The following is a 14,027-nucleotide window of genomic DNA, read 5'->3' as shown; positions in this document are numbered from 1 at the left end:
GCCATCAGAGATATGGCGACCCCAGCCAAAGCAAACGGTTCGCCAGCCGATCGACGAGCGGCTTGGCGCGCAATGCCTCGAGCGTGACGGGCTCGGCCGAGGCCTGAACATCCGATATCATGCCGCCGATCGTATGGGCGAAACCGTCGTCCAGCACTTCGAGATCGAACTCGAAGTTGAGCCGCAGCGAGCGCGGGTCGAGATTGGTCGATCCGACATAGGCCCAGCGCTCATCCACGATCAAGAGCTTCGAATGGTTGAAGGCGCCCGCGGCGCGCCAGACGCGGCAGTGGCCTTTCAGGACCTGGTCGAATTGCGCGGTCATCGCGCGATCGACCAAGAGCAGGTTGTTGACCGCGGGGACGATGATATCGACGTCGACGCCCCTGCGGGCCGCAGTAACCAAAGCGCTGATCAGCTCGCGGTCCGGAAGGAAATAGGGCGACATCACGCGGATGTTCTTCCGCGCCACCGAGAATGCCCCCATCAGTATCTTGTGATTGGTCTCGTTCGTAGCGTCCGGGCCTGAAGGTACGGCGCGCATCAGCACGGAAGGCGCATCTGCCGGCGGGGGCATGTCTTCGAGCGTCCAGGCGCTGCCCGTCAGCATCTCGCCGCTGGAAAATTGCCAGTCCTCGGCGGCAACCTGAAAGATGTCGGCGACCACCGGGCCGCTCACGCGAAAATGCGTATCGAGCGCCGGTATTTCGCCGGCGATCTCGTTGGTAAAGCCGGCGCGGATGTTCATGCCACCAGCAAAGGCAACCCGGCCGTCGACGACGAGGATCTTCCGGTGCGTGCGCAGATTGGCATAGGGTAGCCGCAGCCCCATGATGATATTGCCGTTAAAGACGGCCGTCGGAACGCCGGCGGCCTTCAAATGACCGACGATGCTTGGGACGGAGTAGCGTGCGCCGACCGCGTCGATCAGCACGCGCACCTCGACGCCGCGCGCGGCCGCGGCGATCAAGGCATCCGCGAAGCGAAGGCCGACCACGTCGCGATCGAAGATGTAGCTCTCCATCAGGATGCTGCGCTGCGCACCGGCGATCGCCGTCAGCATGGCCGCATAAGCGGCGTCTCCACCGGCCAGAACCTCGATGCCGTTACCGGAACACATGCGATGGCGGGAAACACGATCCCCGAGAATTTTCATCGCGGCAAAGCGATTCCCGAAGCGTCCGGCAATATCCGTTTCAGAGATATCGAACCTGCCGAACTGGTCGGGGCCCTGCCCGCGCAACAGCGCGCGCTGCGAGCCTATCGAGGAGCGGCGGATACGGTTGATACCGGCAACGGCATAAAGCAATGCCCCGACGATCGGCGAGAGCAGAACGACACCGACCCAGCCGGCGGCCGCGCGAACGTCGTCCTTGGTCATGGCGGCGTGAATGGCAGCCGGGATGCCAAGCACGAAGGACAATAGCGCCAGGATATGCGGCCAGTAGTTCTGCACGAGATCGATCATGCGCCGGACTATAGCCGGCCATGAACCGGAATCAATTCGAGCACCCGCACCCATACCGTATAAACTGTGGTCGGCGCCGCACGCCGTCGTTGCACCTTTCCCACCGGCCTGAAAGGCCGCAGGTATCGGATTTGTCAAAAGAATCCGGAGCGGCTAGAAGATTCTCGGCGTCAAGGACTCACCGACATGGAAGGGCGTTTCGAGCCATGAAGATTGCGACCTGGAACATCAATGGCGTCAAGGCGCGAATCGACAGCCTCTTGGCGTGGCTGAAGGAAGCCAATCCGGACATCGTCTGCCTCCAGGAAATCAAAACTGTCGACGACGGCTTCCCTCGTCTGGAAATCGAGGCGCTCGGCTACCATGTCGAGACTCACGGCCAGAAGGGCTTCAACGGTGTCGCCCTCCTCTCCAAGCTGCGGCCGGACGAAGTCACCCGCGGACTGCCCGGAGACGATTCGGACGAGCAGTCCCGTTTCATCGAAGGTGTGTTCTCGGTTGCCGGCGGCGTGATCCGCGTCTGCTCGCTCTACCTGCCGAACGGCAATCCCGTCGATAGCGAGAAGTATCCCTACAAGCTTTCCTGGATGCGCCGGCTTGCGGCCTACGCCGAGCAGCGCCTTCTGCTCGAAGAGCCCTTCATCCTGGCCGGTGACTACAATGTCATCCAGGAGGAGCATGATTGCTGGGACATCAAGGTCTGGCAGAACGACGCTCTCTTCCTGCCTGAAACACGCGCGGCCTTTCGGCGCCTGCGCAATCTCGGTTTCACCGACGCCGTGCGGGCGACATCGGACGCAGTCCCGCTCTATACGTTCTGGGATTATCAGGCCGGTTGCTGGCCCAAGAATTTCGGCATTCGCATCGACCATCTGATGCTGTCGCCGGAGGCGGCCGATCGTTTGGTTTCGACATCGATCGACAAGCATGTGCGCGCCTGGGAAAAGCCCTCGGACCACGTCCCCGTCATCGGCGAGTTTGCCTTCGCCGCGGCTTGAGGCGCGGAACTGCCGTTCGGCTCTTCCGTATCAGTGCCGCTGTTTTTTGGGATTGTCCCGCGACGCGATCAGTCGTCGTCGCCCTGCATGTGCAGGTTTTGCGACAGGGCGATTGCCGTACGGCGGTCGTCCTCGCTCGCCAGCGAGAACGCTTGCTCCTGCATCGACTGCATCCACGGCCGATCCTTCGGCGAACACTGGTCGAGCGCGGCGGTCATATAGGCGAGACCACGGACGGTCTGGCCTTCCTGGAAAATCACGTTGCCGAAGACACCCATGGCACCGGCATGGCCGCTCTTGCGGGCCCGATTGAGCCACTTCTTGGCTTGCTGAACGTTGACACTGCCGCCCTCGCCCGAGAGCAGCATGCGCGCGAGCTGGAACTGCGCCTCGGCGACCCCAAAGGTCGACGCCGCCTGGAAATAGAGTTGCCGTGCCTGGGCCATATCCGACTTGATCGGGCTGTCGGGAATGCCGCGTCGGTAGTAGCCGGCAAGAGAGATCAATGCGTTGACGAAGTAACCGGTATCCTCGGAGCCCGGTTCCACGCCCTGCTGGGCGATCTCGCTATAGATCTTGAAGGCTTCGAGGTCGTTCTCGGTGACGCCGTCGCCATAGGCATACATATTGGCCAGAGCCCAGCGGGAGCCGGTATGTCCCTTCTCCGCCGCGTATTTGTAGGCTTCGATGGCCTCATCCTTGCGACCGTTCTTGTAAGCGGAGAAGCCGAACTTGAAGAGCGCGAAGGGGCCGGATTCCTTCGTAACGCCTGCCCCTGGATCAAAGGCAAGAGCCGGCATGGTGATGGTCCCGCAGACCGCCAGCGACACGCCGAGTATCGCAACCTTCAGTGACTTCAGTTCACCCGCAAGCATCACAGTCTAATTCTTCCGTTCCAGCCGGCCACGCCGAACTCATCACCGCTGCAAACACAAACACCCGGGCGACCCGCCGCCGCCCAAAACTTCATCACATCCGTCGACTGCATCGACGCGACCATTCCAGAACGAAACTTCGACACATCCGCCAAAAGACCATTTCAGTCGGCCACTTGCACCAAAGTACCGGAGGCCACATCTGACATGAACATCGACTGTCCAAGTTTCATTTCACACCAAACGCTGCAGGTTTCGTTTTCACGTTGCAGGTTTGTCCCTACTATCGCTGCTCCCTGTTTGTGGCGGGAAATGGACATAGCCGGGACGAGTCCGATGCTAACAAACTCTAGCATTAAATGTGTTGCTGAATCGTCACATTGCGGGACGCTGCTGGCGCTTGGTTAAACACTCCACACCAAAAGAAAGGCCCGGTTGAAACCGGGCCCTGAACAGTAAGATTAACGGAGGATCAGAACTTGATCTTGATCGAGGTCGAGACGGCCGCGAAGAAGTCGTCGTCGAAATCGTACTTCACGTCGGTACCGACGGGCTGCCCCTGATACACTTGCGGACCGGAGCTGCCGCCCGTCAGAATACCGACCGCTCCGGCGAGGCGGAACTCGAGGTTCTCGGTTGCGGCATAGGAAAGCCCGGTGCCGAAGGTCCAGGTGTCGGTCTGCGTGCCGAAGCCGTGGCTCGTCCCACGATCCCAGGTGATGCTGGCTGCACCGCTAAGCTTGTCGGTAAACTTGTGGCCGACACCGCCCGAGATCGTCCAGCCGTCACGGTAGAGCAAGTTGAGGCTGGTGCAGGGCGTGAGAGGATTGGCCGTACGCGGGCAGAAACTCAGAACCTGGAGTTGGCTCCAATCGGTCCACTTGACCGACCCGAACGCCACCCAATCCGGAGCGATACCCGACTGCACCTTCAATTCCAGCGAATCCGGCATGGAAGCGTTGCCGAAAACATCGTATTTGGTGCCCGGTATCCGCACCAGTCCAACGCCCGGGATGAATGCCGGAAGCGCCGCGTCCCGCAGATCGATCGAGCCAGAAAGGTCATCCAGATCGACTGCACTGTTGTAAACGAGGCTAGCCCGCACAGCATACTCGGGAATTTCGTAGGCGACACCCGTGCGCCATCCCCAGCCTGTACCTTCAAGATCAAGTCGACCAGAGCCATCAAAGGTGCCGAATGCCGGCACGACCTGCCGTTCCTTGAACCCGCCAACCTCCTGGTAGAACACACCACCGATCACACGCAGTTGACCAGGCCCCACTGCCCATTTGTAAGAGCAGGTCGCAGCATAGTTGTCACTTTCGACCTTCGTTTCGGCGTTATCATTGGCGCCTGCCCAGTTAAATCCTGGTTTCGAGTGCGCGCCCCACGGCTGCGAATAATCAGCCATACAGTCGAAGCCTTCGCCGATCCCGGCCTTGATGCCGACGCGCGGCACCCAATAGCTCTCGGTATCGCGAACGCCATCGGACGGACCACCAGGCGTACCGTTCAACGGGTTGAGATCGACGACGTTGTTGAGTTCGCGCTGCGGATTGACGTAGGTCGCCGACGCTTCTGCCGCGTAGTCCGACGGGTCGAAGAGCAGGTCGATGTTGTAGCCACCGCGCTCGAGACCGCCGGCGTGGGCCGCCGACGCAAACAGCAAACCAGCCGCCACCGTCAGGACGCCACGCTTAAAATTCATGTGAGCCATCAAGCTCCTCCCCTGCACTGCACTCTGCGACATTCCACCTCATGCCGCGTGTGGCGAAAGTATTCTCACGAACATGTGAAATCGCAAATGCCAGAGGCTGAGGTGGTGCGACACTATGGGTCACATGATTTACGTAAGATTCTCATGATTTAGACACATTCGCGCATTTCCGGAATGATATTCCGGGAAATAGGTAAATAAGCCAATAAAATAGGAAAAACTTCCAACACTCGCGAAAGCTGTGTCGCGGAGACAACAATATTGGTTTTTGCTGGAGGCCACAAAAATGGCCATTGAAACTCCGCCGGCACATGCCAAGCGATTTCGTGAACGGTCTACAGTATTCGGCCCGGCGATTCGATCCCGAAGCTCGTGCGCGCAAGTATATCCTGATATGCTAAAATACAAAATCCGCGACAGTGCTGTCGCGGATTCCGATTTCCTTGATCGACCGATCCTGGGGCGGATACACCCCTAGCGTGTTTCCTAGCCGGCTTCCGCTACGCGGGTGAGAGCAACGCCAAGCGATTCCTTCTGAAGATCGAGCTCCACCAGACGCTCACGCTCGGCTTCCACCAGCTCAGGCTTTGCGTTCGCGACGAACTTTTCATTGGCCAATTTGCCAAGAATACGCTCGCGCTCTGCCTCCACCTTGGTGATCGCCTTCTCCAGGCGCGACTTCTCGGCGGTCAGATCGATCAGGTTGCCAAGCGGCAGGCACGCGGTCGCCTCGCCGACGACGATCTGAGCACTGCCGCGCGGAGCGACAGCCGCATGGTCGATGTGTTCGACACGCGCCAGGCGGGCGATCGCCGGGGCATGCTGCTGCAGCCGCTCGCGCGTCAGGTTGTTGGCACCGACGACAATCAGCGGCGCGGTTGCTGCCGGCGGAACATTCATCTCCGAACGGACCGAGCGAATGCCCGAAACGAGGTCAATCAGCCAGTTGATCTCATCGGCAGCGGCGTCGTCGGCATAGGAAGCCGCCGGCCATTCGGCGTGGCAAAGCAGCGTCTCGCGTTCGCGGCCCTCGCCCGCCGTCTGCCCCCAGAGTTCCTCGGTCATGAACGGCATGAAGGGATGAAGCAGCTTGTAGATCTCGTCGAGGACGTAGGCGACGCAGGCCTGCGACTCGCGCTTGGCCGCCTCGTCCTCGCCATTGAAGACCGGCTTCAGCAGTTCGAGGTACCAGTCACAGAACTGGTTCCAGACGAAACGGTAGAGGCTGCCGGCCGCTTCGTTGAATCGATAGGCCTCGATCGCCTCGGTGACGTCACGGATTGTGCGCGAGAGCTCGGTCAGGATCCAGCGGTTGATGGTCAGCGATGCGGCTTCGGGAATGAAGCCTTCGCTGTCGACCACGCCGTTCATCTGGGCAAAGCGCGTCGCGTTCCAGAGCTTCGTGCCGAAGTTGCGGTAACCGGCGATACGAGCGGGATCGAGCTTCACGTCGCGGCCCTGCGCGGCCATGATCGCCAGCGTGAAGCGCAGAGCATCGGCGCCGTATTCGTCGATGAGTTCGAGCGGGTCGATGACGTTGCCCTTCGACTTCGACATCTTCTGGCCGTTCTTGTCGCGAACGAGCGCATGGACATAGACGGTATGGAACGGCTCGACCGGGGTGCCGTCTGCATCCTTCATGAAGTGCAGGCCCATCATCATCATGCGGGCAACCCAGAAGAAGATGATGTCGAAGCCGGTCACCAGCACGTCGGTCTGGTAATACTTCTCCAGTTCCGGCGTCTCGTTCGGCCAGCCGAGCGTCGAGAATGGCCAGAGCGCCGAAGAGAACCAGGTGTCGAGCACGTCTTCGTCGCGCGTCAGGATTTCGCCCGGCTTGAAGTTCTCGAGCAGGTCCTCGACATAGGCCTTCATCGGACCTTCATGCGCAAGATAATGCTGGATCGCGGCGTGCAGCGCCTCTTCCTCTGTCTTCTCGACGAAGACCTGACCGTCGGGGCCGTACCAGGCCGGGATCTGATGCCCCCACCAGAGCTGACGCGAGACGCACCAGGGCTGGATGTTCTCCATCCACTCGAAGTAGGTCTTCTCCCAGTTCTTCGGAACGAAATTCGTCCGACCTTCCTTGACCGCGGCAATCGCCGGCTTCGCCAGCGTCTTGGCGTCGACGTACCATTGTTCCGTCAGGCGCGGTTCGATCGGCACACCGCCACGGTCGCCATGGGGGACCATGTGCTTGTGCGGTTCGATCTTGTCGAGCAGGCCAGCCTCTTCGAAGATGCGGACGATGATCTTGCGAGCCTCGAACCGGTCCTTGCCTTCGAGCTCGTCCCATGCGCCATGCAAGGCGGCCGGGTCGGTAAGCCCTTCGAGGAACTCCTCGTTGTCCTTGACGGTGATGCGGCCGTCGATCGTCATGATGTTGATCGCGCGCAAGCCTGCACGCTTGCCGACGTCGAAGTCGTTGAAGTCGTGCGCAGGCGTGACCTTCACCGCGCCGGTGCCGGCCGTCGGGTCCGCATAGCTGTCGGCGACAATGGGAATGCGCCGGCCGACGATCGGCAGGATGACATGCTTGCCGAGGAGCGGCTTGTAGCGCTCATCGTCCGGATTGACGGCAATGCCGCTGTCCCCGAGCATCGTTTCCGGGCGGGTGGTCGCGACGACCAGATAGTCACGCTTCTCCCATTCGGTCGCCTTGCCTTCCTCGTCGAAGGCAACCGGATGTTCATAAGTGACACCCGGCTCGAGCGGATAGCGCAGATACCAGAGATTGCCATTGATCTCGTGCTGCTCGACTTCCAGATCGGAAATCGCCGTCAGAAGCTTCGGGTCCCAGTTGACCAGGCGCTTGTCCTTGTAGATCAGCCCTTCCTTGTAGAGCGAGACAAAGACTTCCAGAACCGCCTCCGACAGACCGTCGTCCATGGTGAAGCGTTCACGCGACCAGTCGCAGGATGCGCCAAGCCGTTTCAACTGGTTGAAGATCAATCCGCCGGATTCGGCCTTCCACTCCCAGACCTTCTCGATGAAGGCCTCACGCCCCATCTGGCGACGGTGCTGCTGGGTTTCCATGAGCTTGCGCTCGACCACCATCTGGGTCGCAATGCCGGCATGGTCCATGCCCGGCTGCCACAGCACGTCCTTGCCGCGCATGCGCTCGAAGCGGACCATGATGTCCTGAAGCGTGTTGTTGAGCGCGTGGCCCATGTGCAGCGAGCCGGTCACGTTCGGCGGCGGAATCACGATACAGAAGCTGTCGGCGCCGGGCTTGGCACCCGCGCCTGCACGAAACGCGTTTTCTTCGTCCCACTTCTTGGCGATACGTGGATCGACGGATGCGGAATCGTAGGTCTTATCAAGCATTTTGGAGCCAATTTAGGAGAGTGATGTCTGTGTCTTGTAAACCGGAACGGCCGGTGCAAGTCAACACGAACGCAAAAAGCCGCGACGGTCGCCGCGGCCCCATGCGTCAAACGGTCTGAATTTCAGCGACGCGGTCCGCGGGCAACACGCTCGATTTCCTCGCGAACCAGCCGTTCGACGAGTGTCGGCAGATTGTCGTCCAGCCATTCCTGCAGCATCGGCCGCAGCATCTCCTGGGCGATTTCGTCAAACGAACGCCTCGCACCCTGATCGACCGCCAGAGCGAGATTGTCGAAGGATTGCGCGACCTTCCGGCCGACTTCCGGAGAGACGATGGCTGCGATCGCCTTCTCGGGTGCCAGCGTGTCGGCCACCGGTGCCGCTGCCTGTGCGGGCGATTCGGAATTGTCGCGACGCTCCGATGAACCGGGGGCAGCGACGGCCTCCACATCCGCGCGTGTTTCGGAGGCTGCAATCGGCTGAGCAGCCGGAGCCTTGGGTGCCGATACCGCAGCCATGCGTGACGTTACGACAGGGCTGTCCTGGACCACCGGCGCTGCCGCCGGCGCGACTGGCTGCGTGTCACGCGGGGCAAACCCTGTCGCGTGACGCTCCGACGCCGCGCGAACGCGTGCTGCGACATCAGCCAGGGAGAGCGGCGGCTGCGCGGACACCGTACCAGCCTCGGACGGAACGATGGAAAGCTCTACGGACGGCGCCGCTGGTACGGCCCTTGGTGCTGTTTCTGTCGGCTCCTCGCGTCGTCCGAAGGCAACCGTCTCGATCTCGCGGTCGATCGTCAGTTCGATCTCGTCGCCCGCCTCGTCCTCGAAGTGCTGCTGCGGCGAAAGCCCGGCCTGCCCAGGCTCATTGCTCTCGATGATCTTGCGAATGGATGCCAGGATCTCATCCATCGAAGGTTCACGCGCGACATTGAGCTGTGCCATTTTCATCCTCGTTTGCACGGCCGGCATGTGCTTCAGAACGAGACATGCGCCGATTTCCGACAAACCTTATGTGAGTTCGCGGACGAAACAAACGCCACGAATCAGCCACTCAGATTCTTGCACAGATTTGTTTTCAGGGGAAAAAATAGAAACGTCAGCGCCGGCTCAAGGCGCGGGACGTCGCCCAGAGCATGTCACGCAAAGGCAACTGCCTCGACAACGCCGCCATGGAAAGCTTCTTGCCGTGCTCAAATCCGAGTTCCTCCATCCCAACAGGTTCGACAGCATCCAGAGCCTGAAGGACGGCATCAAAGCCTACATCCACTATTTCAATCATCAGCGCATCAAGCTGAAACTGAAAGGACTGAGTCCTGTGCAATACAGAACTCAGTCCCTATTATCCTAGCCCAGCAATCGTCCAACCTTTTGGGGTCAGTTCAAGACCGGGGCGTTTTCTTCAGCGACCGTCGACGGTTCGAAGACCGAACCATTTGTCCTTGACCGCCTCGTAGTGTTGCTCGGCGCGATACTCCGCAACCTGCAACCCTTGGCTCTTCACCGTAAGATTCGCGGCAGCCGCAAGCAACGTGTAGCTGGCTACGACGGCGTCGCGCTGTGCGAGGGCCAGCAGTTCCTGCGCCTGAAGCACGTCCTGCTGCGAATCGAGAACGTCCAAGGTCGTACGCTGGCCGACCTTGCGCTCTTCGATAACGCCGTCCAATGCCAGTTTGGCGGCGGAGATCTGCGCCTTGTTGGCGGAAATACGGGCAATCGCGGCTTCAAGCTGCGCATAGGCGGAAACGATCGTCTGCTGAATGGCCGCGCGAGCCGAATCGACCAGGATACGCTGCTGCCCCAGGCGTTCCTTTGCCTGGCGGATCTGGCCGTATTCGGCGCCGCCCTGATAGATCGGAACTTCCAGCCGCGCCGTTATGCTCGAGGTGTTGTTGTCGAGACCGTTGGTGCTGGCATTACCGGTGGTGCGGCTGACCTCGCCTTGAAGCGTCACGCCAGGCAGCATCGTGCCTTCCGCAGACTTCACCTGGTAACCGGCCGAGTCGACCGAGTATTGCGCGGCCAGAATCGTCGGATGCTCGCGCAGGCCCATTGCGACAGCCTGATCGAGCGAGCGTGGCAGGCCCTTCGAGGCGGGCGAAGCCTGCTTGATGCCCTTCGGCACGTCGCCGACGATCTGTACATAGGTCGCTTCGCTCTGCTTCAGCTGAGCGACGGCCACGATGAGCTGCGACTGCGCGTTGGCGAGCGATGCCTCGGCAAGGCTCACGTCCGTGCGCGTGCCTTCGCCCACGTCCAGGCGCGCCTTGGCGGCGTTCACCTGTTCCTGCAGGAAGGCGATGTTCTGCTTGCGGATAGAGACCAGCTGCTGATCGCGGGCGATGTTGGAGTAAATGGTTGCAGCCGAGAGCAGGATCTGCATTTCGTCGGCACGCAGCGATTCGCGGGTCGCGAATACGTTCGCTTCGGCCGCGCGAACGTTGTTCAGCGTCTGAAAGCCGTCGAAGACCATCTGCGTTACGGAGACACCGACCTGTCCCTGATGAAAGTCTTGTGACCTGGTTTTCTCTCTATCGACAGTCGTAAGCGTTCCTGTTGCGAAAGCTGCCACTTGGGGCCGAAAGCCAGACTTGGCGATCGGCACACTCTCGTCCGTCGCGCGCAGACCCGCACGTGCAGCATTCAGATCCGGGTTGTTCTCGTAGGCTTTGGCCATTGCGCCGAATATCGTCTCGGCCAGTACTGCATGCGGGGCAACCAGTACACTCGTCGAAACGGCGGCCCACAGAGCCGCTTTACGGACAATCGACACCATTACTTCTCTCTCCGATCGGGGCGGCAGAGCCTGCCCTCTATTTTCCGCGGCGCCGTCCTCGTAATAAAACGGCGCTGCCTAGATACGGCGATGAAGCGCTCACACCGCCCACTGGTGAGCAAATCACTACCACTGCACTCTTTGAAACCCGGATTCCAGATTCCGACAACTGCGCAGACCTACTCTGCGCAGGCATTTCAAAAAGAAACACGCCCCCCGTTGCGAATTGGCAACATTGTTATTTTAGCAGTGCATTTTGAATGCTGATATCCCTCAATAAGCGGGACCTCAAAAAACAAATTCCTGCTCGCGGCGGAAGCCTGGAAGCGGCTTCACCGCAGTGTTGAAATCGGCACGCTCGGAGGTTCTTCCGTGCTCGTGCACATAGAGTTTAGCGCGCGAAGCGTTGCCAAATCCTTCGACCACGACGAGCCGGCCGCCATCGCGCAATTGTTCGAACAGCCCCGCAGGCAACACTTCCACCGCACCGTGGACGAAGATGACGTCGTAGGGCGCTTCGGCAGCGTAACCCTTCTCGAGTTCGCCGGTGACGACGGCGATATTGTCATAGCCGAGACGCGCCAGGGTCTCGGTGGCGGTGGCGGCAAGACCCTGATCGCTTTCGAGCGCCACGACCGAACCGGCGATCAGCGACAACAGCGCCGAAGCGTAGCCGGTGCCACAGCCGATCTCGAGCACGACGTCGGACTTGGCGATCTCGGCAAGCTGCAGAAGCTTGGCGAGCGGCGAAGGCTCCATCAGGAATCGCGGGGCTGCACCGTTGGTGCCTTCAAGCGCGATGTCGGTGTCGATATAGGCGAGCTCCTTCATCTTGGCGGGCACGAACTCCTCGCGCGGCACGGTGAGGAAGGCGGACAAGACCGAGTGGGACGTCACATCCGTCGTGCGGATCTGGTTGTCCACCATCTTGGTACGCGCTGCTTCGAAATTCATGCTAGTGCCCTCGTATCCGGATAGGCGCGGCGCCGCTTTTCGGAGAAGCCCGCGCGATCGTCTTGTGGCTCTCAACGGAAAGCCTTTGACGTAAGCTCTTAAATCGCCGCCCCGCCGGATTCAAGCGACAGCGGCAAATTGCGCCGGAAAAACGGGGAAGAAGGGACTGATCGGCCAAGCGCGGCGGCGCGCGGACAAGGTGCGACGCATCGTTGAGGTATTGACCCGGGCTGGGTCAGCGCCCGGCTGCGCCTTCCAGGCCGACGAGGGCGATCTTGGTATAGCCGGCGTTCTGGATGAGGTTCATGACGGCCATCAGCTCGCCGTAGTCCACGGCCTTGTCGGCCCTCAGCAGCACACGCGTCTCGGTGTTGCCCTCGGTCAGGCGCTTCAGCTCGTCGGCGAAGGTCTCGCGGGCCGTTTCTTCGTTGCCGATCGCAAGCGCCAGATCCGCCTTCAAGGTCACGAAGACCGGCTTGTCGTCGCGCGGTGTGGGCTTTGCCGCCGATTGCGGCAGATCCACCTTCATGTCCACCGTGGCGAGCGGCGCCGCCACCATGAAGATGATCAGGAGTACAAGCATGACGTCGATGAAGGGCGTGACGTTGATTTCGCTGTTCTCGTCGAGATCGCCGCCGTCCTGGCTTACCTTTCCGGCCATGGGTCACCCGATCCGTGCGATGGTTGTCTCGGCATGGACGAAGCCTTCCTGACGGCGGGGCTGCGCCTTGCGGACCAGACGGTGGTCGAGGTCACGGCTGACGAGCCGCTCCACGGCGGCCGCCGCATCGGCAAGGATCACCTTGTAGCCGCCCACCGAACGGGCGAAGTAGTTGTAGATCACCACCGCCGGAATGGCTGCGACGAGGCCGATCGCAGTGGCGAGCAACGCTTCGGCAATACCGGGTGCGACGATCGCAAGATTGGTCGTCTGCGCCTTACTGATGCCGATGAAGGAATTCATGATTCCCCACACCGTGCCGAAGAGGCCGACGAAGGGACCGACCGAGCCGATCGAGGCCAGAATGCCGGTTCCACTGGCCACGCGCTTGCCGGCACGAACCTCGATGCGGTTCAGCAGCGAAGAGACGCGTTCCTTGATACCGCTTAAGGGCGCATGGTCGACCACCGCCTCCGAACGCACCATTTCGTCGATCGCCGCCGCCACCATCTCAGGCGCGGGGCCCGACTTGCCATCGAATGCATTCTTGACATCCGCGAGGCCGTTGGCGGCTGACAGGAGACGAACCGCGCGGGTAAGGCGTGCCTTCGCACCGAAAAGCTCCAGTGCCTTGACCAGGAAGATGGCCCAGGTGGCGATGGACGCCACTGCCAGGCCGATCATTACGCCTTTGACGACCACGTCTGCAGCCATGAACATGCCAATCGGCGAGAGATCATGCGGCAGCACCGGGCTCGCCGCACCCTCAGTCGTGGCGGCGCCTTCCACCGTTACGGGGGCGGTCTCGGGCGACGTAGCCTGCGCTGCGGGCTGCCCCTGCGCGGCCGGAGCCGCCTGGTTTACCGGTGCGCTGCCGGCGGTCTGGCCCTCTGCGATCGGCGCCTGCGCGGGCGAACCCATGACGGTTTCCTGATTGCCGCTCGTGACCGGGACTGACGATGCGCCTTCACTCGCTGATTGAGCGAACGCAACCGCAGGCAAAGCAGCCGATGACAGACCGAGCATCGCGGCTGCCAGCAGATTGATCGTCGATCGCGCTCGGTTCGGCATCTTGTTCCTCACGTACTGGTCCGTTTCGTCGTTTCAGAGCGAAGGGAAGGTCGTCACCCGCTGCATCCCTTGCGTGCTTTTTGGGTTCTTTACGCAAGGGGGAGCCGAATGACAAGGATTTGTGGAGTTTATCAATCAAGAATAATTTCGCAACCGACCCGGCGGCCAGGACACGCAC

General features: G+C 60.9%; 11 protein-coding genes and 1 pseudogene. 2 read left to right on the top strand and 10 right to left on the bottom strand.

What is annotated here, in order from left to right; genetic code table 11:
- Positions 1–4: 4 nt before the first annotated feature.
- Positions 5–1,468 (bottom strand): phospholipase D-like domain-containing protein, encoded by a 1,464-nt coding sequence (locus tag BHMPCIPO_RS08900; RefSeq protein ID WP_173516409.1) that lies wholly within the window; start codon positions 1,466–1,468, stop codon positions 5–7.
- Between the two features lie 206 nt (positions 1,469–1,674).
- Between BHMPCIPO_RS08900 and xth the strand changes: the two genes are divergently transcribed.
- The gene (gene xth, locus BHMPCIPO_RS08895; RefSeq protein ID WP_173516408.1) at positions 1,675–2,466 is read left to right on the top strand and encodes an exodeoxyribonuclease III; all 792 of its coding nucleotides are present in this window, start codon (positions 1,675–1,677) and stop codon (positions 2,464–2,466) included.
- 68 nt (positions 2,467–2,534) lie between these two features.
- On the opposite strand, the gene exoR is transcribed toward xth, so the two are convergent.
- The 4 genes from exoR to BHMPCIPO_RS08875 all read right to left on the bottom strand — a co-directional run bounded on the left by exoR (position 2,535) and on the right by BHMPCIPO_RS08875 (position 9,332).
- Positions 2,535–3,341 (bottom strand): exopolysaccharide production regulator ExoR, encoded by an 807-nt coding sequence (gene exoR, locus BHMPCIPO_RS08890; RefSeq protein ID WP_173516407.1) that lies wholly within the window; start codon positions 3,339–3,341, stop codon positions 2,535–2,537.
- Positions 3,342–3,813: 472 nt separating this feature from the next.
- Positions 3,814–5,058, bottom strand: coding sequence for an OmpP1/FadL family transporter (locus BHMPCIPO_RS08885; protein WP_173516406.1), 1,245 nt, complete (start codon positions 5,056–5,058; stop codon positions 3,814–3,816).
- Between the two features lie 486 nt (positions 5,059–5,544).
- Positions 5,545–8,385 (bottom strand): valine--tRNA ligase, encoded by a 2,841-nt coding sequence (locus BHMPCIPO_RS08880; RefSeq protein ID WP_173516405.1) that lies wholly within the window; start codon positions 8,383–8,385, stop codon positions 5,545–5,547.
- Between the two features lie 122 nt (positions 8,386–8,507).
- Positions 8,508–9,332 carry a PopZ family protein gene (locus BHMPCIPO_RS08875; protein WP_173516404.1) on the bottom strand — a complete coding sequence of 275 codons (825 nt, stop codon included), beginning with the start codon at positions 9,330–9,332 and terminating at the stop codon, positions 8,508–8,510.
- 164 nt (positions 9,333–9,496) lie between these two features.
- Here BHMPCIPO_RS08875 and BHMPCIPO_RS08870 point away from each other — a divergent pair.
- Positions 9,497–9,738 (top strand): annotated as a pseudogene (locus BHMPCIPO_RS08870) (IS3 family transposase); the annotation flags it as partial.
- 51 nt (positions 9,739–9,789) lie between these two features.
- On the opposite strand, the gene BHMPCIPO_RS08865 reads toward BHMPCIPO_RS08870, so the two are convergent.
- The 5 genes from BHMPCIPO_RS08865 to BHMPCIPO_RS08845 form a co-directional block, all read right to left on the bottom strand.
- Positions 9,790–11,163 carry a TolC family outer membrane protein gene (locus BHMPCIPO_RS08865; protein ID WP_173516403.1) on the bottom strand — a complete coding sequence of 458 codons (1,374 nt, stop codon included), beginning with the start codon at positions 11,161–11,163 and terminating at the stop codon, positions 9,790–9,792.
- 288 nt (positions 11,164–11,451) lie between these two features.
- On the bottom strand, positions 11,452–12,117 hold the full coding sequence (locus tag BHMPCIPO_RS08860; RefSeq protein WP_173516402.1) for a protein-L-isoaspartate O-methyltransferase family protein: 666 nt from the start codon (positions 12,115–12,117) through the stop codon (positions 11,452–11,454).
- A 235-nt stretch (positions 12,118–12,352) separates the two neighbouring features.
- Positions 12,353–12,778 (bottom strand): TonB system transport protein ExbD, encoded by a 426-nt coding sequence (gene exbD / locus BHMPCIPO_RS08855; RefSeq protein ID WP_173516401.1) that lies wholly within the window; start codon positions 12,776–12,778, stop codon positions 12,353–12,355.
- A 3-nt stretch (positions 12,779–12,781) separates the two neighbouring features.
- Positions 12,782–13,849 (bottom strand): tonB-system energizer ExbB, encoded by a 1,068-nt coding sequence (gene exbB, locus BHMPCIPO_RS08850; protein ID WP_246304285.1) that lies wholly within the window; start codon positions 13,847–13,849, stop codon positions 12,782–12,784.
- On the bottom strand, positions 13,746–13,988 hold the full coding sequence (locus BHMPCIPO_RS08845; protein WP_173516399.1) for a hypothetical protein: 243 nt from the start codon (positions 13,986–13,988) through the stop codon (positions 13,746–13,748). Before BHMPCIPO_RS08845 ends, exbB begins: the two co-directional genes overlap by 104 nt.
- Positions 13,989–14,027 lie beyond the last annotated feature (39 nt).

This window comes from Ensifer sesbaniae, assembly GCF_013283665.1.
Classification (GTDB): Bacteria; Pseudomonadota; Alphaproteobacteria; order Rhizobiales; family Rhizobiaceae; genus Ensifer; species Ensifer sesbaniae.
The sequence above is the reverse complement of the archived record's forward strand: the minus strand, read 5'-3'. Positions and strand labels throughout refer to the sequence as shown.